Genomic DNA, 20472 nt, shown 5'->3' with positions numbered 1-20472 from the left:
CGATAGCGCTCGCCGCAACATTAGCAAATAACAATCAGATTTGTCATTGACAAATATTCTGAGCGTTTCGTAAGATGCCCTCATCGAGCAGCACCCTCCCCGCAGACGAGATAAGAGAGAGACAAGCATGGCCAAAGCATTCGCCTCGCAAGCCGACCTGGAAGCCAAGAAGGTCACGTTCACCCAACTGTCGGAAAACGCCTGGGCCTATACGGCCGAGGGCGACCCGAACTCCGGCGTCATCATCGGCGACGATGGCGTGATGATCGTCGACACCACGGCCACGCCCGCCATGGCGCAGGACCTGATCGCCAAGATCCGCACGATCACCGACAAGCCGATCAAGTATGTCGTGCTCTCGCACTATCACGCCGTGCGCGTGCTCGGTGCCTCGGCTTACTTTGCCGAAGGCGCACAGCAGGTCATTGCCAGCCGCGGCACGTACGAGATGATCGTCGAGCGCGGCGAAGCCGACATGAAGTCCGAAATCGAGCGCTTCCCGCGTCTGTTCGCGGGCGTTGAGACGGTGCCGGGCCTCACGTGGCCGACGCTCGTCTTCGAGAAGGAAATGACGCTGTTCCTCGGCAAGCTCGAAGTGAAGATTGCGCATCTGGGTTCGGGCCACACGAAGGGCGACACGGTGGTGTGGCTGCCGTCGCAAAAGGTGCTCTTCTCCGGCGATCTGGTCGAGTACGACGCGGCCTGCTACACGGGCGACGCACAACTCGCCGAGTGGCCCGCCACGCTCGACGCCCTCGCCGCGCTCGGTGCGGAGAAGCTCGTTCCGGGTCGCGGCCCGGCGCTGACCACGCCGGATGACGTCGCCAAGGGCCTCGCGTACACCAAGGATTTCGTAACGACGCTGTTCGAAGCCGGCAAGCAAGCCGTCGAACAGAAGCTCGATCTGAAGGGCGCCATGGCGCTCACGCGCAGCAAAATGGATCCGAAGTTCGGCCACGTCTTCATCTACGAACACTGCCTGCCGTTCGACGTGACACGCGCCTTCGACGAAGCCGCCGGCATCACGCACCCGCGTATCTGGACGGCACAGCGCGACAAGGAAATGTGGGCTGCGCTCCAGGACTGACCTCCAGCACCAGGAAGGGCGCAAGTTAGCAAGACCGTCGGCGCGACCGGAGCACAACGGCTCATCGCGTCGGCAACGCCAAGCAATACCGGGCAATACAGGGCAGCACCAAGCAAAACCAGAAGTAGAAAAACGTCACCCGCCGCAGCGCATGCGTCGGCGCGGTGTCGACGATGGAGACTTTGCATGAGCAGCATCGATTACCAGCGCCTGACGTTCGATTACCAGCCGTGTGCCGAACAGTCCGGCGACGCGGGCAGCGCAACGCCCGCAACCGCACCCGCAACGCATCCGGTCATCGTGGTCGGCGCCGGCCCGATCGGGCTGGCCACCGCGATCGACCTCGCGCAGCAAGGCGTGCGCGTCGTCGTGCTCGACGACGACTGCACGCTCTCGAGCGGTTCGCGCGCCATCTGTTTCGCCAAGCGCACGCTCGATATCTTCGACCGTCTGGGCTGCGGCGAGCGCATGGTGGAAAAAGGCGTGCGCTGGAACGTGGGTCGGGTATTCCTGCGCGATCAGGAAGTCTACAACTTCGACCTGCTGCCCGAAGCCGGGCACCATCGTCCGGCCTTCATCAACCTTCAGCAGTATTACGTCGAAGGCTATTTGTTCGAGCGTGCCCGCGAGCTGCCGAACATCGAGATTCGCTGGAAAAACAAGGTCGTCGGACTCACGCAACAGGGCACCCCCGGCTCGGCGGATGCGAGCGTCACGCTCACGGTCGAAACTCCGGACGGCGAATACCGCACGAGCGCTCGCTACGTCGTGGCCGCCGACGGCTCGCGCAGCCCGGTGCGCAAGCTCATCGGCGTCGACAGTCATGGCCGCACCTTCAAGGATCGGTTCCTAATTGCCGACGTGAAGATGACCGCGGACTTCCCGGCCGAGCGCTGGTTCTGGTTCGATCCGCCGTTCCATCCGAATCAGTCGGTGCTGCTCCATCGCCAGCCCGATGATGTCTGGCGCATCGATTTCCAGTTGGGATGGGACGCAGATCCCGTGGCCGAAAAAGCGCCCGAACGCGTCATCCCACGCGTGCAGGCGTTGCTCGGGCCCGACGCCAAGTTCACGCTGGAATGGGTCAGCGTCTACACGTTCTCGTGCCTGCGCATGGACGACTTCCGTCACGGCCATGTGCTGTTCGCCGGGGACGCCGCGCACGGGGTGTCGCCGTTCGGCGCACGCGGCGCGAACAGCGGCGTGCAGGATGCGGAAAACCTCGCGTGGAAACTCGCGTTGGTGTTGGCGGGTCAGGCCCCCGACGCACTGCTCGACACGTACGCCCGCGAACGCGAATACGCGGCCGACGAGAATATCCGCAACTCCACGCGATCCACCGATTTCATCACGCCGAAGAGCCCAGTCTCACGCGTGTTCCGCGACGCCGTGCTCACGCTCGCCCGCGATCATGCGTTTGCGCGTCAGCTGGTCAACAGCGGGCGTCTGTCCGTGCCCGCCGTTTTGCACGAATCGACGTTGAACACGGCCGATACCGACACCTTCGAGGGACGCATGACGCCCGGTGCCGCCTGTGTCGACGCCCCGCTCTCGCGTCACGCGCAGGCGGGTTGGCTGCTGCCGCGTCTGGGGGGACGCTTCGTCGCACTAGTGTTCGGCGCGCCGTCGTCGCTCGACGCCGCGACACTGGCTTCGCTCGAAGCAATGGCGAACGACGCCGTGCCCGTCATGCCGGTGTTCGTCTCACCGGACGCCGAAGCTGCACTCGACGCCCATGACACGCATAGCGTCTGGCACGACGCCGAGGGTCTGGCCGCACAGCGTTATGACGCCTCGCCCGGCACGGTATATCTGATTCGCCCGGATCAGCACGTCTGCGCTCGCTGGCGTGCCATCGACGTCAAGGCCATTGCCGCCGCACGCGAACGCGCGTTGGGCCGCACGGCGCCCGAAGTCGCGCCACTGCAATGCGCGGCCTGACGAGGCACGATGGACCAAGCGCGATAGACCAGGCACGACGCACCGGCATCGCGCCTCACCAGAACGGATTACGCAGCAAGGAGACACTGCATGGCACTCGATACACAGCCGCGTCTGACGCGCCCCGACGACTTCTACGAAGCGCTGATCGACATGCACCGCGATCTCGACGAAGCGCAGAGTCAGGCCGCCAACGCGCAACTGATTCTGCTGCTCGCGAATCAGGTCGGCGATCACGACACGCTGCTCTCGGCGATTCGTCTCGCGCGCGCGGGCGCACTGGGCAACGCGGCGGCACACTGATCGTTTGCGTGGTCGGCATTGCTGTCGCCGTTGCCATCGACGCCGCCATCGCCCCCACCCACGTAAAAAGGGGCGCTCGAAACCCGAGCGCCCCTGCGTCGTCTGCGGCAATCTACGCGACGTCGTGCCAACGGCGCGACGTCATCGACGTCATCGACGCCTCACACCACCACCATCTGTGAAATCTTCTGCGCCGCCTGTTGGAGCGGTGCGAGAAATTTCGCCTCCATTTCGGCCGCCGACGTTCGGTTCGCCTGTCCGCTGACATTCATTGCGGCAATTACCTGGCCGGCGCGATTGCGTATCGGCGCGGCAATCGAAATCAGCCCCTCTTCCAGCTCCTGATCGACGAGCGCCCACCCTTTGGCGCGCACGTCGAGAATGCGCGCGCGTAGCGTGTCGAGGTCGGTGATCGTGCGCCCCGTGTGTGCGCGCAGATCCGCACGGCGCAATACGGCGTCGAGGTCGGCATCGGGCAGCGCCGAGAGCATCACGCGTCCCATCGACGTGCACCATGCCGGCAGGCGACTGCCGATCGACAGATTGATCGACATGACCTTGCGCACAGGCACGCGCAACACGTACACGATGTCGTCGCCATCGAGCACCGACGCCGAACTGCTTTCCTGCACCTGCTGCACCAGGGCCTCCATGAACGGCTCGGCCAGATTCCAGAGCGGCATGGACGTCAGATACGAGAAGCCGAGATCGAGAATGCGCGGCGTGAGGCGGAATAGCCGGCCCTCGCTGCGCACGTAACCCAACGCTTCGAGCGTGAGCAGAATGCGACGTGCGCCGGCACGTGTCAGCCCGGACGCCTGCGCCACTTCCGAGAGCGTTTGCGCCGGGCGCGCGGCATTGAACGCCTTGACCACGGCCAGCCCACGCGCAAACGACTGCACGTAGGAGTCGCCGGGCTTCTTGTCGGTCGGTTCGGTCGCGTCGTTCGTCACTGGGGTCATGTATCGATGAGTTGGCAATCGGGCGTGAGCCGCAAGCGTACTGGATTTGCGGCCCCTGTTCTACCACGTGGCTACTGTGTGACTTCCGCGTGAGACGCCCGATCCCACAGATACATTCTCGGCAAATCTTCGGGACGCCCCTCGCTTGACGGCCGACGAGGTAACGCTTACGCTGTTCTTATAGCGAATATTTGTTCGCTATAAGAACATTGTGAACCAGACGATGCCGCCTGACAAGACGCCATCGCCGGGAGACAGCCCAGAAGGGCACGGGCACACCGCCCGACGGCCCGAGGATTTGATGGAAATGCCCAGGAGGCACGTGTGATCAACAAGATTTACGACTCGCTCGCCAGCGCGGTCGCGGACGTTCACGACGGCGCGACGATCATGATTGGCGGCTTTGGCAACGCCGGCATGCCCTCGGCGCTCATCGATGCCCTGATCGAACAGGGCGCGCGCGATCTGACCATCGTCAACAACAACGCCGGCAACGGCGAGACGGGTCTCGCGGCGCTGCTCAAGGCCGGACGCGTGCGCAAGATCATCTGCTCGTTCCCGCGTCAGACCGACTCGCAGGTGTTCGACGGCCTGTATCGTGCGGGCAAGATCGAACTGGAACTGGTGCCGCAGGGCAACCTTGCCGAGCGCATTCGCGCGGCGGGCGCCGGTATCGGCGGCTTCTTCACGCCGACCGGCTTCGGCACGCTGCTTGCCGAAGGCAAGGAAACGCGCGTGATCGACGGCAAGTCGTACGTGCTGGAGTCCCCCATCCACGCCGACTTCGCGCTCATCAAGGCGCTCAAGGGCGATCGCTGGGGCAACCTCGTGTACCGCAAGACCGCCCGCAACTTCGGCCCGATCATGGCTACGGCGGCGAAGTGCGCGATCGTTCAGGTGGACGAAGTCGTCGAACTCGGCGACCTCGATCCGGAAGCCGTGGTCACGCCCGGCATCTTCGTCCAACGTGTCGTCGCGGTGCCCGCCGCCCCGCGCGCCTGACCCCCATCTGACCGGAGCAAGACATGAACCGACTGACCCGCGACCAGATGGCCGCCCGCGTCGCCCAGGACATTCCTGACGGCGCCTATGTGAACCTTGGCATCGGCCTGCCGACCGCTGTCGCCAATCACCTGCCCGCCGAGAAGGAGATCATTCTCCAGAGCGAGAACGGTGTCATCGGCATGGGCCCTGCGCCCGCCAAGGGCGAAGAGGACGACGATCTCATCAACGCCGGCAAACAGCCCGTCACGCTCAAGCCGGGCGGCGCGTTCTTCCATCACGCCGACTCGTTCGCGATGATGCGCGGCGGCCACCTCGACTTCTGCGTACTGGGCGCCTTCCAGGTCTCGAAGACCGGCGACCTCGCCAACTGGCACACGGGCGCCCCCGATGCGATCCCGGCCGTGGGCGGCGCGATGGACCTCGCAAGCGGCGCGAAGCAGGTGTTCGTGATGATGGAGCACCAGACCAAACAGGGCGAGAGCAAGATCGTCGATCAGTGCACGTATCCGCTCACCGGTGTGGGCTGCGTTACGCGCATTTACACGGATCTCGCCGTGATCGATGTGACGCCCGAAGGGTTGCGCGTGATCGACATGGTCGAGGGCCTGTCGTTCGACGAACTACAACGCCTGACCGGTGTGACGCTGCTGCCTTCACCGGCCGTTGCCTGACACCACGCTGAACACCTTCGCCGGGACATGCCAGATGTCACCGGCGATTTTTTTGATTTGGTGATGTTGAATTCGACGAGGTACCCAAATGAGTGAAGTCTTTATCTGCGACGCGATCCGCACCCCCATCGGTCGCTACGGCGGCGCACTGTCGTCGGTGCGTGCCGACGATCTCGGCGCCATCCCCCTCAAGGCGCTCATGGCGCGCAACGCCAATGTCGACTGGACGCAAGTCGCCGATGTCATCTACGGCTGCGCCAATCAGGCGGGCGAAGACAACCGCAACGTGGCGCGCATGTCGTCGCTGCTCGCCGGTCTGCCGCAAGATGTGCCGGGCGCGACGATCAACCGTCTGTGCGGCTCGGGCATGGACGCCATCGGCACTGCGGCACGTGCCATCAAGGCAGGCGAAGCCGGTCTGATGATTGCGGGCGGCGTGGAGAGCATGAGCCGTGCCCCATTTGTGATGGGCAAGGCGGCGAGCGCATTTTCGCGCCAGGCGGAGATTTACGACACGACCATCGGCTGGCGTTTCGTCAATGCGCTGATGAAGGCGCAGTACGGTGTGGATTCGATGCCCGAGACGGGCGAGAACGTGGCGACGGACTTCGGCATCAGCCGCGAAGATCAGGATCGCTTCGCAGTGCGCTCGCAGGAAAAGGCGGCGCGCGCGCAAGCGGACGGCACGCTGGCCGAGGAAATCACGCCGGTGTCGATCGCCCAGAAGAAGGGCGAGGCGATCGTCGTGGATCGCGACGAACACCCGCGTGCGACGAGCATGGAAGCGCTCGCCAGACTCAAGGGCGTGGTACGCCCTGATGGCACCGTGACCGCCGGTAACGCTTCTGGCGTCAACGACGGCGCCTGCGCTCTGCTGCTGGCAGACGAGGCGAGTGCGGCCCGTTATGGCCTGACGCCGCGTGCCCGTGTATTGGGCATGGCGACGGCAGGCGTGGCACCGCGCATCATGGGCATCGGTCCGGCTCCCGCAACGCAAAAACTGCTCGCGCGGCTCGGTATGTCGCTCGATCAGTTCGACGTCATCGAACTCAACGAAGCGTTTGCGAGCCAGGGCCTGGCCGTGTTGCGGCAACTTGGCGTGGCCGACGACGATCTGCGCGTCAATCCGAACGGCGGCGCGATTGCGCTGGGCCACCCGCTCGGCATGAGCGGCGCACGTCTGGTCACGACGGCGATGTACCAACTGAAGCGAACGGGTGGACGCTTCGCGCTGTGTACGATGTGCATTGGGGTCGGCCAAGGCATCGCTATCGCCATCGAAGCGGTGTAAGACAACTACCCCGCCGAGGTTTGAGGGCCGGGAGCGCGTGCAGAACCGGTCAGTCCCGACTCGCCGCTCCCGAAATCCCGTGCGCACGATCAGTGCCGCGCGGGATTCGTCTGCCCAGGGTTGCTTCTGTCTCCTTCCATGCTTCCCACTGTCCTGCTGTCTTGCGGCGCTCGAACGGCTCAGACGGCTTTCGCCACGTCGCGCATCACGGCGTCGAAGAACGTGCCCTGCGCCTGCGCATCGCTGCGCTCGTAAGCGCGATTGATACCGCTGATGACTGCGCGAATCGATGCCGTCGTCAGATTGGCGTCGATCCCCACCCCGAACGCGCTACCCACGATCGTGTCACCCGCCATTTCGGCGATCGCGATCGCACGGGCATCCGCGCCTTGCGTCAGCGCGCGCTCCTCGTAGTGCTGCACGCGAACCGGCGTACGCATGGCGTTCATCAACGCATCGAGCGGACCGTTACCCGCACCCGAGACCGTCGTGCGCTGGCCGTGAATGTCCACGGTCACCGCAATGTGCTGACGCCCGTCGCGCTCGGAGAGCGAGTGACCGACATAGGCGAGCGGCGCCGTCGAGGCCACGTATTCCTTTTGGAACAGTTGCCAGATTTGCGATGCGGTGACTTCTGCGCCGGTCTCGTCCGTGTAACGCTGGACGGCCGAGCTGAAATCGACTTGCAGGCGACGCGGCATCTGCACGCCGTATGCCTGCTCCAGCAGGTACGCGATACCGCCCTTGCCCGACTGGCTGTTCACGCGAATGATCGAATCGTACGTGCGGCCCAGATCGCTCGGATCGATCGGGAGATACGGCACTTCCCAGATCGTGTCCGGCTTCTGCGCGGCGAAGCCCTTCTTGATGGCGTCCTGATGCGAGCCGGAGAATGCGGTGAAGACGAGATCGCCGACATACGGGTGACGCGGGTGCACCGGCAACTGCGTGCATTCTTCCGAGGTGCGGGCGACTTCGTTGATGTTCGAGAAGTCGAGGCCCGGATCCACCCCTTGCGTGTACAGGTTCAGGGCGAGCGTGACGAGGTCGACATTGCCGGTGCGCTCGCCGTTGCCGAAGAGGCAGCCCTCGATACGATCGGCGCCCGCCATCACGGCCAGTTCGGCGGCAGCCACGGCGGTGCCGCGGTCGTTGTGCGGGTGCACCGAGAGAATCAGCGAGTCGCGACGCGCGAGGTTGCGGTGCATCCACTCGATCTGGTCGGCGTAGTAATTGGGCGTACCGATTTCGACGGTGGCCGGCAAGTTGACGATGCTCTTGCGCTCAGGCGTCGGCTGCCATACGTCGAATACGGCGTCGCAGACTTCCTTCGCAAATTCGAGCTCGGTGCCCGTGAACGTTTCCGGGCTGTACTGCAACGTCCATTGCGTTTGCGGCGCGGCGTCGGCACAGCGCTTGATCGTCTTCGCGGCGGACACGGCCAGCGCCTTCACCCCCGGCTGATCGAGATTGAAGACGATGCGGCGGAATTCCGGCGCGGTTGCGTTGTAGAGATGGACGATGGCGCGAGGGGCGCCCTTGAGGGCCGCGAAGGTGCGTTCGATGAGGTCGTCGCGCGCCTGCGTGAGCACTTCGATGGTGACGTCGTCGGGGATATGCCCGCCTTCGATCAGCTCGCGCACGAAGTTGAAATCGGTGTCGGAGGCGGACGGGAACGCCACTTCGATTTCCTTGAAACCGATGGCGACGAGTGTCTTGAACATGCGCATCTTGCGCTGGGCGTCCATCGGCTCGAAGAGCGCCTGATTGCCGTCGCGCAAATCGGTGCTCATCCAGATCGGTGCGCGCGTGATGGTGCGGCTGGGCCACTGTCGGTCGGGAATGTTGACCGGGGTGAACGGGCGGTACTTCGTAGCAGGGTTCTTCAACATGGCGGTGTCTCGATTGTCAGCAAAGGTGTCAACCGGACGACGCACAGACGCAGATAAGCTACGACCTCCGGTTGGATGAACCGGGGCTCAGGTCGGCGTAACTGGGGAAAATCAGCGGTGCTTCAGTGAGGAATTCAGACGATGCACGCGCGCAGCAACGGACCAAGCCCGGTGGAGCGGGCTAGTAGTCGTAGCGAGAGGGAGAATTGCGCGGTGATCATGTGGCACATGAAATCACAGAATTTTGGCCCCTGTCAACCATGATGTGTCGCCTCGCGACATTTTTGCGTTGCCTGCGATCTCCCGCCCCAGGCGCGCATGCCATTACGTTTGCAGCGGCACGGCCGAGGTGCACTTGATCTCGTCGAGACAAACGCTCGACTTCACCGCACTCACGCCCGGAATGCGCATCAGCGTATCGAGCAGGAAATCCGACAACGCCTTGAGATCGCGCGCCACGACTTTGAGCACGTAATCGATGTCGCCTGTCACGGAGAAACACTCCTGAATCTGCGCCAGTTCCGCGACCAGCCCCTTGAAGTTCGACAGGTCGCGAATGTGACCGCGCTCCATCGTCACATGGACGAAGGCGACGACGCTGAATCCCAGGCGCTGCGCGTCCAGCCGGGTGTCGTAGCCCTTGATCACGCCCATCTCTTCGAGACGACGGTGACGCCTGAGCGTCTGCGCGGGCGACAGCTTGATCGCTTCGGCCAGTTCCAGGTTCGAAATTCGCCCGTGGGACTGCAAGATCCCCAGCAAGCGTACGTCAATCCGGTCGATCTCAATGTTTTGCACTTTAATTTCCAACCAGGTAATTTTTAAGAAATATTAGTGCATAACCTAGGGTTTCCCTAGCACTGTTACGAAATCCTATTTTGTCTCACCGCCCTTACACTGCCCCTCATGAAATGACGCAAATTCGCATGCTCGGCTTGCCATGACGAAGGTTCCACGGGTCGGAACACAGTGCGCACGATTTCCCGACCCACCGGTCCGATGAGCACAATTTTGTTTCGCTTATCGGGAAATCCTGTGCCGAGACGACGACAACGTCCGGGCAGCGTCTGCGTCAAAACGATTTGTCATCCTCCACATCACCTCACCCAGCCGAGACGATCATGGCCGACCTGTTTGAAAATCCGATGCAACTCATGGGCTTCGAATTCGTGGAATTCGCTTCGCCCACGCCGAACGTCCTCGAACCCATTTTCGAACAGATGGGCTTCACGCTCGTGGCGCGTCACCGTTCGAAGGACGTGCTGCTGTACCGTCAGGGCGACGTCAACTTCATCGTGAACCGCGAGCCGAACAGCGAAGCGGCTTACTTCGCCGCCGAGCACGGCCCGAGCGCCTGCGGCATGGCCTTTCGCGTGAAGGATTCGCACAAGGCCTACGCCCGCGCGCTCGAACTTGGCGCACAACCCGTCGAGATCGAAACCGGTCCGATGGAACTGCGTCTGCCGGCGATCAAGGGCATCGGCGGCGCGCCGCTGTATCTGATCGACCGCTTCGAAGAAGGCAAGTCGATCTATGACATCGACTTCGAGTACATCGAAGGCGTCGACCGTCACCCGGTCGGTCACGGCCTGCGCCTGATCGATCACCTCACGCACAACGTCTATCGCGGTCGCATGGCCTACTGGGCCAACTTCTACGAGAAGCTGTTCAACTTCCGCGAGATTCGCTACTTCGACATCTCCGGCGAGTACACGGGTCTGACCTCCAAGGCCATGACGGCCCCCGATGGTAAAATCCGCATTCCCCTGAACGAGGAATCGGCCAAGGGCAGCGGCCAGATCGAGGAATTCCTGATGGCCTTCAATGGCGAAGGGATTCAGCACATCGCCTTCCTCACGGACAATCTGATCCAGGTCATCGACAACCTGCAAATGGCAGGCGTCGAACTCATGACCGCGCCGAACGACTTCTATTACCAGGGTCTCGAGACCCGTCTTCCGGGTCATGGTCAGCCGGTGGGCGAACTGAAGTCGCGTGGCATTCTGGTGGATGGCACGACCGAAGGCGGCAAGCCGCGCCTGCTGTTGCAAATCTTCTCGAAGACGTTGCTCGGCCCGGTGTTCTTCGAGTTTATCCAGCGTGAAGGTGACGACGGCTTCGGCGAAGGCAACTTCAAGGCGCTGTTCGAATCGCTGGAGCGCGACCAGATCGAGCGCGGCACGCTCAAGGTCTGAGTCCGGGGGAGACACGATCGTCCGCTCGCACGGACGATCCCAAAGGACACGGCGACGGCGCCAAAAGCGCCGCGCCGTGGCGGCTCAACGGTTCCGGTTCGTTCCCATCGAACGAAAACAGAGAAGCGCGCCGCGTGGCAATAAAGGCAGGGTAAGGAAACAACATGTCCACCAATGCAGCACAAGACGGCTCGCTCCACCGCGGCCTGAAGAATCGTCACATCCAATTGATCGCGCTGGGTGGCGCGATCGGAACCGGCCTGTTTCTGGGCATCGCACAAACCATCAAGACCGCTGGCCCGTCCGTTTTGCTGGGCTACGCCATTGCCGGCATCGTCGCGTTCTTCATCATGCGACAGCTCGGTGAAATGGTCGTCGACGAACCTGTCGCCGGCTCCTTCAGCTACTTCGCCAACAAATATTGCGGTCAGTTCGCCGGATTCGTCTCCGGCTGGAATTACTGGGTGCTCTACGTGCTCGTCTCGATGGCGGAGCTCTCCGCCGTGGGCATCTACGTGCAGTACTGGTGGCCTGCGATCCCGACGTGGGTCTCGGCGCTCGTGTGCTTCGGCCTGATCAACGCCGTCAATCTTTCCAGCGTGAAGTCGTATGGCGAGATGGAGTTCTGGTTCGCCATCGTGAAGGTCGCCGCCATCGTCGGCATGATCGGATTCGGCGGCTACCTGCTCTTCTCAGGCAACGCCGGGCCTGAGGCCAGCGTCGCCAACCTGTGGCAACACGGCGGCTTCTTCCCGAATGGCGTGTCCGGACTCGTGATGGCGATGGCCGTCATCATGTTTTCCTTCGGCGGACTGGAGCTGGTCGGCATTACCGCTGCGGAGGCGGACGACCCGTCGCGTACCATTCCGCGCGCAACCAATCAGGTGATCTACCGCATTCTGATTTTCTACGTTGGCGCGCTGGGCGTGCTGCTCTCGCTGTATCCGTGGGAGAAGGTCGTGACCGGCGGCAGCCCGTTCGTGCTGATCTTCCATGAGCTCAACAGCAACTTCGTTGCGCACGTGCTCAACGCCGTGGTGCTGACCGCCGCGTTGTCGGTCTACAACAGCTGCGTGTATTGCAACAGCCGCATGCTCTACGGTCTGGCCGGTCAGGGCAACGCGCCGCGTGCGCTGCTCAAGGTCAATTCGCGCGGCATCCCGCTCGCGGCGCTCGGCGTGTCGGCTGCGGCGACTGCGGTGTGTGTGGTGATCAACTACTTCATGCCGGGCAAGGCGTTCGAACTGCTGATGGGACTGGTCGTGTCGGCACTGATCATCAACTGGGCGATGATCAGCGTGATTCACCTGGCTTTTCGCCGAGCGAAGGCGCGGGCCGGTCAGAGCACGCTTTTCAAGAGTCTCGGCTATCCACTGACGAACTACCTCTGCCTCGCGTTCCTTGCCGGCATTCTGGTCGTCATGTACCTGATTCCGGACCTGCGCATTTCCGTCTACCTGATTCCGGTGTGGCTGGTCGTGCTGGGTATCGGCTATCGCCTGCGCCAGAAAAACAGCGCCGCCGGGGTTCCGGCGAGTGCAACGCGGTAACGGTACGGCGGTTATCGACAGCTATCGTCAGCTATCGACGGCAGGCGACGCGTTACCTCACGAAGCGCCGGGCGTTCTGCGTCCGGCGTTCACCCCGGGGCGCCGCACTAGCGGTATCATCAGATGTTTATGACGTTGCGCCGGCGGTCCGCGCGAACGGTGTCCGGCACGATCACTGCGCCGATCACACGGACAACCACACAGCCGACCGTACGGCCGATAGTGCGGCCGATGGATGCAGCGTCGCACGGACGTAACCCCACATAACGCGGCGATACACCACCGACTTTCTTTTGTTTTTCAGGAACTGCCATGTTCGAACATATCGATGCCTATCCCGGTGACCCGATCCTCTCGCTGAACGAGAATTTCGCGAAGGACCCGCGCGCCAACAAGGTCAACCTGAGCATCGGCATCTATTACGACGACGCTGGCCGTTTGCCGGTCATGAACGCTGTGCGCCAGGCCGAAGCCTTGCTGCTCGCCGAGGTGGGTCCGAAGCCGTATCTGCCGATGGCCGGTTTCGCCAACTATCGCGACGCCGTTCAAGGCCTCGTGTTCGGCGAAGACTCTCCCGCACGCAAGAACGGCAGCATCGCCACCGTGCAGACACTCGGCGGTTCGGGCGCACTCAAGGTCGGCGCGGACTTCATCAAGCGCTACTTCCCCGACGCACAGGTGTGGGTGAGCGACCCGACGTGGGACAACCATCGCTTCATCTTCGAGCGTGCCGGGTTCACCGTAAATACGTACCCGTATTACGACGAAGCCACGGGCGGCCTGCAATTCGAAGCGATGGTCGACGCCATCGACAAGTTGCCGGCACGCAGCGTCGTGCTGCTGCACGCCTGCTGCCACAACCCGACCGGTGTGGATCTGAACGATGCGCAGTGGGTGCAGTTGATCGAAGTGCTCAAGCAGCGCGAACTGCTGCCTTTCGTCGACATGGCCTATCAGGGTTTCGGCTCGGGTATCGACGCCGACGCCTTCGTGATCCGCGAACTGGCACGCCAGGGCCTGCCGGCGTTCGTCGCCAATTCGTTCTCGAAGAACTTCTCGCTGTATGGCGAGCGTTGCGGCGGCCTGTCGGTCATCTGCGAATCGTCGGAAGCGGCCGAGCGCGTGCTGGGCCAGCTCACCAGTGCCGTGCGCTCGAACTACAGCAACCCGCCGACGCATGGCGCGAAGATCGTGGCCAAGGTGCTTAGCACGCCGGCGTTGCGCAAGTCGTGGGAAGACGAACTCACGACCATGTGCCAGCGCATTACGCGCATGCGCGGCGCGATCCACGAAGGTCTGCGCACTCGCGTGCCGGACAACATGCTCTCGCGCTATCTGGAACAGCGCGGCATGTTCACGTACACGGGCCTCACGGCAGCGCAGGTCGACGTGCTGCGTGAGGCGCACGGCGTCTATCTGATCCGCTCGGGCCGTATGTGCGTGGCGGGTCTGAACGAAAGCAACGTCGCCGTAGTGGCCGACAGCATCGCCAAGGTGATTCAGGGCTGAGGCTGAGCACGGATCGGCACTGCCCGCCCGAACGTTCACCAGCAAAGAGGGACGGCATCCGCCGTCCCTTTTTTCATACACGAAGATGCATTACGACGCCTTGCGCAGGAACTCCAGCAAGTCGGCGTTCACCTTGTCAGCCTCCACGGTACACATGCCGTGCGAGCCGCCAGGATAGACCTTCAGCGTGCCGTTCTTGACGATTTTCGCCGTGAGCTTGCCGGAATCGTCGATGGGCACGATCTGATCGTCGTCGCCGTGCAGCACGAGCACCGGCACGTCGATCTTCTTCAGATCCTCGGTGTAGTCGACCTCGGAGAACTCCTTCACGCACAGGTACTGCCCAAGGTGCGAACCCCACATGCCCTGCAACCAGAACGCATCGATGACCCCTTGCGACTGCTTGGCGCTTGGGCGGTTGTAGCCGTAGAACGGCACGGCCAGATCCCGGTAGAACTGCGAACGATTGGCCGCCACATTCGCCCGAATTTCGTCGAACACGGCGATCGGCAGGCCGTTCGGATTCTTTTCCGACTTCACCATGACGGGCGGAACCGCCCCGATCAGCACGGCTTGCGCGGCACGCGACGTACCGTGGCGACCGAGGTAGTGAGCGACCTCGCCGCCGCCGGTCGAATGGCCCACGAACGTAGCGTCCTTCAAATCGAGATGCTCGACGAGCGCGGCGAGATCGTCGGCGTACGTATCCATGTCGTTGCCGGTGCCGGGTTGATCCGAGCGACCATGGCCACGGCGATCATGGGCCACGACACGAAAACCGTGCTGCACCAGGAACAACATTTGTGCGTCCCAGGCGTCGGCGCACAGCGGCCAGCCGTGGGAAAACACGACCGGGCGCCCCTTGCCCCAGTCCTTGTAGAAAATCGAGGTGCCATCCTTCGTCTTGAACGTGCTCATGGTGTCATCCTTGCGCAGTGCGCGATGGGGGCCTAAGAACGGTAGTGAGGACGTCGTAATGTGGCGCCGCCGACGCTCGCTTGCGATCGCTTATGATCACTTCGCGTCGCTTACGACATGACGGCGGGAGATGCCACGTCACGACACAACTGACGGCGCGGCGGAATAAAAATTATGCTCCGCCCGGCGTGAGGAGACTTCGTGCGCCGGGAACTGTCGACGCGAACGAAGGCTTTCAATTTAAGGCGTCGATGAGCGCTGTTGCAAGGTGAGTTTTTTTGACGGGCAAGTGAGCGACATTCATGAAACCTGTCCCACCCGTGTCATGAAAGGTCGCCTGACATTTCGGGCACACTCGCGGGCACACTGGCGGGCACGCTGGCGAGCGCGCGAACGGCAGGGATTGTCGATGTGTTCGCCAGCACGTCGGCGCGCTTGGCGTTATATTGGGCGTCCCGCGGCGCTCGAAGGCCGCTCAACCACCCATGCGTCGATCCCCATGTCTGCTCCGACCGTCGATTTGTCCCAGTTCCCGATCACACGCAAGTGGCCCGCTGCGCATCCGGAACGTCTGCAACTGTATTCGCTGCCCACGCCCAACGGCGTGAAGGTATCGATCATGCTCGAAGAGATCGGGCTGCCCTACGAAGTTCATCTCGTCAGTTTCCAGACCGACGACCAGTTCTCGCCCGAATTTCTGTCGCTGAATCCGAACAACAAGATTCCGGCGATCCTGGATCCGAACGGTCCCGGTGGCAAGCCGCTGCCGTTGTTCGAATCGGGTGCGATCCTCTGGTATCTCGCCGAGAAGACGGGCAAGCTGCTGCCCGTCGACCCGGCGGCGCGCTACGAAACCCTGCAATGGGTGATGTTCCAGATGGGCGGTGTCGGCCCGATGTTCGGGCAGCTCGGCTTCTTCCACAAGTTCGCCGGTAAGGAGTACGAAGACAAGCGTCCGCGCGACCGTTATGTAGCGGAATCCAAGCGGCTGCTCGGCGTGCTCGACGCGCGTCTGGCCGATCATCAATGGATCATGGGCGATGAGTACACCATTGCGGATATCGCCACATTCCCGTGGATTCGCAATCTCGTCGGTTTTTATGAGGCGGGGGAACTGGTCGGCTTCGATCAGTTCAAGCATGTGCGGCGCGCGCTTGCCGCGTTCGTCGCGCGCCCCGCAGTGATTCGCGGGCTGGACATTCCGAAACGCCCGGCCTGACGGGGCGCCAGTACGGTATCGCGAAAACAGGGTTGGCGCACCGTCGTGGTGCCGATGCGTGGACTTCGCTTTAGAAATTACGCGGGCAACGCAGGCGCACGCGCCGAGAGGTGCCAGCACGCCGCCGTGAAGCGAACTTCGTCGTTCTGGATGAAGGGGGCGTAAGCCTCGACAAGCGTATCGACGATGCGCGCTCGCTCCGCCGGCGTGCGTTGCGCCAACGCGAGTCCCACCGGACCCAGTCGCGTGGCGTACTCGCGCAAGTCGGCCAGCGCGAAGGTGCAGTCGAACTGCACCGGCGCGAGCGACACGTCTGTCCAACCACTCGACGTGAGGATGTCTTCGACACGTTCGCGATCGGCAAAGCCGAACTGTCCCGGGGCACCGGGCACTCGGCGCGCAAGGTCGGGCAGTAACGGCTGGGCCGCACGCTCCGCGACGGTCATGAACGGATTCTCTGCTGCGCCACGCCACGCGAGCATGTGCAACCACGCCCCCGGTCGTGACGCACGGCGCAAGTTGACGAATGCGGCCACCGGATCGTCAAAGAACATCACGCCCAGACGCGAGACGATGAGATCGAACGGTTCGCCGGTGAACGCGTGGGTTTGCACGTCGGCGCAGACATATTCGACCGGGCGTCGCGCATGCGCCGCGCGCGTGCGGGCTTCGGCAATCATCGGCGCGGAGATGTCGGCCCCCGTCAGCGACCAGTGCGCACCAAGCGCCTGGGACAATGCGAGCGTGGCGCCGCCCGTGCCGCATCCAACGTCGAGCAATCGGCCGACGGGCGCGCGTTGTGCGACATCGCGGGCACGGTCGATCAGAAATCTGGCGAGCGGCACGAACATCTGGTCGAGCACCGCTCGATTGTCCACCCATGCGGCGCCCGAGCGCCCGTTCCATAGCGCAGACTGGTCGTGATTGGCGATTTCGGTCATCGGAAAACCTCGTGTGAAGTCAAGGGAAGCGCGCGCCGAACTCACGTCTGTCGATCCCCACGATGTCGGTCGGTTCGAACGGCAATGCGCTTGTCGACCAGTTTGCCAATTCAAGTGGACTTTAGGTCAAGCGCATTTTTACGGCAGCAGCGCATCGAGCGCGACGGAATATCCCCGGACCGCGCCAACGACGTCACCCACACTACGCCCACACGGTACCATCGCGGTACCATCACGGCGCCCACTACTGCCCCTAACGACTGCGCCCCCCCCCCCCGCGCCCCACTACTGCGCCGAAGCAGGTGCAGGCGTCGGGATTGGCGTCGGATTCTGTGGCAAGACCGGCGGCGTCATTGGCGAGGGCATGACGTTCCCGGTAGCAGGCGGCGGTGCCGCTGCACCGGACGGCGCCCCACCCGGCCCGTTCCACTCGCCCGGCACCCCCGGAATCGTGGTGCCATGCGGCGCGGGCGCGCTGGCTCCCGACGGATCATCGGGCTGCGCCAGCACCGCCGAGGCGACTGGCACGGGCAGCGGCAACGGGCCGCTGTCGCTCGCAGCATCGGGTGCGGGTGCCGGGACGGGCGCTGCCGGGCGTTTCACAGGCGCCTTGGGCTTCGGCGGCTCAGGCTTTTTCGCGAAGAGACTGCTCACCCAATCCGACGCACGCGTCCATAGATCGCTATACCAGTGGTGATCGTCCGGCGCCTCGAACCTGACGTTCCCGTCGATGACCTTGGCGCGCAATGCACGCGAGAACACGTCGCCGACGATCGGCAATGCGCTGTGCGCGCCCTGCCCCCAATAATCGCTGCGCAGCGTAACGCGACTGTCGTTGAAACCCACCCAGGCCCCCGCCACCAATTGCGGCTGCATCAGAATGAACCAGCCGTCAGTGTTGTTTTGCGTGGTGCCGGTCTTGCCCGCGACATCGGCGCGAATGCCGAAACGGGTGCGAATCGCGTTGCCCGTGCCCCGATTGATGACGCCACGCATCGTATCGAGCAGCGTGTAATCGTCATGCTCGGACAGCGCTCGCTCGGCACGCGCGGGCGAGAATGTTGCCAGCACTTCTCCTTCGCCATTGGTGATTTGGGTGACCATGGTCGGTTCGCGATACTCGCCGCCGTCCGCAATCGTGCCGTACGCGGTGACCATCTCTTTGAGCGAGACGGGGCTCGTACCCAAGGCTAACGACGGCACCGGGTCCAGCTTGCTCTCCCGCACCCCCATAGCGCGCGCAAGTCCGACAACGCGCGACGGCCCCACGTCCTGCATCAACTGCGCCGTCACGGTATTGCGCGATTGGGCCAGCGCATCGCTCAGTTTCATTGGCTTGTTCGTGGGCGCCGTATCGTCGCTGGGACGCCAGATCTCGCCGCCCGCGAGCGGAATTTCGACCGGCTGATCGATGATGGTGTCATCGGGCTTGCGTCCCTTGACGAACGCAGCACCGTAGACGAAAGGCTTGAACGTCGAACCGGGCTGACGACGCGCTTGCTGCACATGATCGAAAGGATCCGTCGTGAAATCGCGACTTCCGACCCACGCGCGAATCTCTCCCGTTCGTGGATCGATGGCGAAGAAGCTCGCCTGCAGGCGAGTCTTCGTCGCCCGCAGGTTTTGCATGAATGCCTTGTCTGCCAACAAACGCTTCATGGCGGCCTCCGGCGCTTCCCCACCCGTGATCGCGCTGCGGTATTCGGCCGATTCGCGCACAAAAGCTTGCACCAGCGCCGTGCTGTCGCGCCAGCCACCACGCGCCGACCAGTTCGCGTCGGCGATCCCTTGGAGTTGGTTCGCCTGACGTGTGAGCGCCTGCGTCGCCATCGTCTGCAAACGCGAGTCAATGGTGGTGTGCACCACCAGACCATCGGAATAAATGTTGTAGCCGTTGCGATCCGCCCAGCCGATGAGCCACTTGCGCAATTGCTGCGCAAAGTGCGGTGCGGGCCCGGGCTCCTCCGTCTGACGCTCGAAATCGATGCGCAGCGGACGCTTTTGCAACGCCGCGAGCTTCGATGCATCGAGATCGCCGAACTTGACCATCTGTGCGAGCACCGTGTTGCGACGTTGCAGCGCGCGCTCGGGATTGATCACCGGGTTGTAGTAGCTGTTTCCCTTGAGCATGCCGACGAGCGTCGCGGCTTCCACGACATCCAACTGGTCCGCAGACTTGTCGAAATACGTGCGCGCCGCCATTTCAATGCCATAGGCGTTATAGAGAAACGGCACGGTATTCAGATACGTCTCGAGAATCTCGGGCTTGGTATAGAGCGCCTCGATCTTGAGCGCTGTGATGGCTTCCTTGAGCTTGCGCGTGAGCGTCGGCGCACGACCGATATCGTCGGGATACAGGTTGCGCGCCAGCTGTTGGGTAATGGTCGAGCCGCCCTGGCGGTCGCCTGAAAACGTCCGCAGTGCCGCGCCTGCCGTACGCTTCAGGTCGATGCCGTGATGTTCGTAAAAGCGGTGGTCTTCCGTCGACACCAGTGCCTTGACGACATTCGGCGACACATCCTTGAGCGATACCCATTCGCGATTCGACGGCCGGAATTCCGCAAGCAGTTTGCCGTCGACGGACAACACTTGCGCAGGTTGATCGACTTTCGCACGGCGGATATCGCGAATGCCCGGCGTGAACGGAATGAGGATGAGCGTGTAGGCGAGGAGCAGACACGGCAACGCGGCAATGGCGATCAATACCCCGCGGCGCGTGGGATGACGCAGGTGATACCAGCCTCGCATTGCGTAGGGCTGCAGCCATTGCAACAGCCGCAGACCATGCCGGCCCGCCTGAGCGGAGGCATTCAACAGCCAGGAAACCAGCGACGAAAATAGCGACGAAATCGGGCGCTTCACGATGAGGGGCAGCGTGGCAAAGTCCGCATCCTACCAAAACCGGGAGGCTGGCCGGACGATGCCTGGCGGCGTGCACGTCGCGCGGACAACCTCCCATGGGTCGCAGAAGTCGTCAGGCGTCTCAAC

General features: G+C 63.0%; 17 protein-coding genes. 10 read left to right on the top strand and 7 right to left on the bottom strand.

Features of this window, described 5'->3' with window-relative positions:
• Positions 1-127: 127 nt before the first annotated feature.
• From PCA31118_RS09750 to PCA31118_RS09740, 3 genes are all read left to right on the top strand, one after another.
• Complete coding sequence (locus PCA31118_RS09750; protein WP_150625003.1) at positions 128-1087, top strand: MBL fold metallo-hydrolase; 960 nt, start codon at positions 128-130, stop codon at positions 1085-1087.
• Positions 1088-1273: 186 nt separating this feature from the next.
• Positions 1274-3028, top strand: a complete 1755-nt coding sequence (locus PCA31118_RS09745) for an FAD-dependent oxidoreductase (protein ID WP_150625002.1) — start codon at positions 1274-1276, stop codon at positions 3026-3028.
• Positions 3029-3118: 90 nt separating this feature from the next.
• On the top strand, positions 3119-3331 hold the full coding sequence (locus PCA31118_RS09740; RefSeq protein ID WP_150625001.1) for a DUF2783 domain-containing protein: 213 nt from the start codon (positions 3119-3121) through the stop codon (positions 3329-3331).
• 161 nt (positions 3332-3492) lie between these two features.
• Here the strand turns inward: PCA31118_RS09740 and PCA31118_RS09735 are convergent, their stop codons facing one another.
• Complete coding sequence (locus PCA31118_RS09735) at positions 3493-4293, bottom strand: IclR family transcriptional regulator (protein WP_150625000.1); 801 nt, start codon at positions 4291-4293, stop codon at positions 3493-3495.
• Between the two features lie 324 nt (positions 4294-4617).
• On the opposite strand from PCA31118_RS09735, the gene PCA31118_RS09730 reads away from it, so the two are divergent.
• The 3 genes from PCA31118_RS09730 (at position 4618) to pcaF (ending at position 7260) form a co-directional block, all read left to right on the top strand.
• Positions 4618-5295: a 3-oxoacid CoA-transferase subunit A gene (locus PCA31118_RS09730; protein WP_150624999.1), complete on the top strand. Its 678-nt coding sequence runs from the start codon at positions 4618-4620 to the stop codon at positions 5293-5295.
• A 23-nt stretch (positions 5296-5318) separates the two neighbouring features.
• Positions 5319-5969, top strand: a complete 651-nt coding sequence (locus PCA31118_RS09725; RefSeq protein WP_044454070.1) for a 3-oxoacid CoA-transferase subunit B — start codon at positions 5319-5321, stop codon at positions 5967-5969.
• Positions 5970-6057: 88 nt separating this feature from the next.
• The gene (gene pcaF / locus PCA31118_RS09720) at positions 6058-7260 is read left to right on the top strand and encodes a 3-oxoadipyl-CoA thiolase (protein WP_150624998.1); all 1203 of its coding nucleotides are present in this window, start codon (positions 6058-6060) and stop codon (positions 7258-7260) included.
• 179 nt (positions 7261-7439) lie between these two features.
• Here pcaF and leuA read toward each other — a convergent pair whose 3' ends face one another.
• A complete protein-coding gene (gene leuA, locus PCA31118_RS09715) occupies positions 7440-9152 on the bottom strand; it encodes a 2-isopropylmalate synthase (protein ID WP_150624997.1) in 1713 nt (570 codons plus the stop codon).
• Positions 9153-9476: 324 nt separating this feature from the next.
• Positions 9477-9950 (bottom strand): Lrp/AsnC family transcriptional regulator, encoded by a 474-nt coding sequence (locus PCA31118_RS09710; protein WP_044454064.1) that lies wholly within the window; start codon positions 9948-9950, stop codon positions 9477-9479.
• 323 nt (positions 9951-10273) lie between these two features.
• On the opposite strand from PCA31118_RS09710, the gene hppD reads away from it, so the two are divergent.
• Positions 10274-11347, top strand: coding sequence for a 4-hydroxyphenylpyruvate dioxygenase (gene hppD / locus PCA31118_RS09705; RefSeq protein WP_150624996.1), 1074 nt, complete (start codon positions 10274-10276; stop codon positions 11345-11347).
• A 164-nt stretch (positions 11348-11511) separates the two neighbouring features.
• The gene (locus tag PCA31118_RS09700; protein WP_150624995.1) at positions 11512-12897 is read left to right on the top strand and encodes an amino acid permease; all 1386 of its coding nucleotides are present in this window, start codon (positions 11512-11514) and stop codon (positions 12895-12897) included.
• A gap of 119 nt (positions 12898-13016) precedes the next feature.
• Here PCA31118_RS09700 and PCA31118_RS09695 read toward each other — a convergent pair whose 3' ends face one another.
• A complete protein-coding gene (locus PCA31118_RS09695) occupies positions 13017-13211 on the bottom strand; it encodes a hypothetical protein (RefSeq protein ID WP_150624994.1) in 195 nt (64 codons plus the stop codon).
• Between PCA31118_RS09695 and PCA31118_RS09690 the strand changes: the two genes are divergently transcribed.
• Complete coding sequence (locus tag PCA31118_RS09690; RefSeq protein ID WP_150624993.1) at positions 13210-14406, top strand: amino acid aminotransferase; 1197 nt, start codon at positions 13210-13212, stop codon at positions 14404-14406. The two genes, PCA31118_RS09695 and PCA31118_RS09690, sit on opposite strands and share 2 nt — an antisense overlap.
• A 90-nt stretch (positions 14407-14496) precedes the next feature.
• Here PCA31118_RS09690 and PCA31118_RS09685 read toward each other — a convergent pair whose 3' ends face one another.
• A complete protein-coding gene (locus tag PCA31118_RS09685) occupies positions 14497-15324 on the bottom strand; it encodes an alpha/beta fold hydrolase (protein ID WP_150624992.1) in 828 nt (275 codons plus the stop codon).
• Between the two features lie 499 nt (positions 15325-15823).
• Here PCA31118_RS09685 and PCA31118_RS09680 point away from each other — a divergent pair, with 499 nt between their 5' ends.
• A complete protein-coding gene (locus PCA31118_RS09680; protein ID WP_150624991.1) occupies positions 15824-16543 on the top strand; it encodes a glutathione S-transferase N-terminal domain-containing protein in 720 nt (239 codons plus the stop codon).
• 77 nt (positions 16544-16620) lie between these two features.
• Here the strand turns inward: PCA31118_RS09680 and PCA31118_RS09675 are convergent, their stop codons facing one another.
• Positions 16621-17484, bottom strand: coding sequence for a class I SAM-dependent methyltransferase (locus tag PCA31118_RS09675; protein ID WP_150624990.1), 864 nt, complete (start codon positions 17482-17484; stop codon positions 16621-16623).
• 285 nt (positions 17485-17769) lie between these two features.
• Positions 17770-20349 (bottom strand): penicillin-binding protein 1A, encoded by a 2580-nt coding sequence (locus PCA31118_RS09670; RefSeq protein WP_425495341.1) that lies wholly within the window; start codon positions 20347-20349, stop codon positions 17770-17772.
• Positions 20350-20472 lie beyond the last annotated feature (123 nt).

The organism is Pandoraea captiosa (assembly GCF_902459775.1).
Taxonomy (GTDB): Bacteria; Pseudomonadota; Gammaproteobacteria; order Burkholderiales; family Burkholderiaceae; genus Pandoraea; species Pandoraea captiosa.
This window is presented reverse-complemented; position numbering and strand designations above follow the sequence as displayed.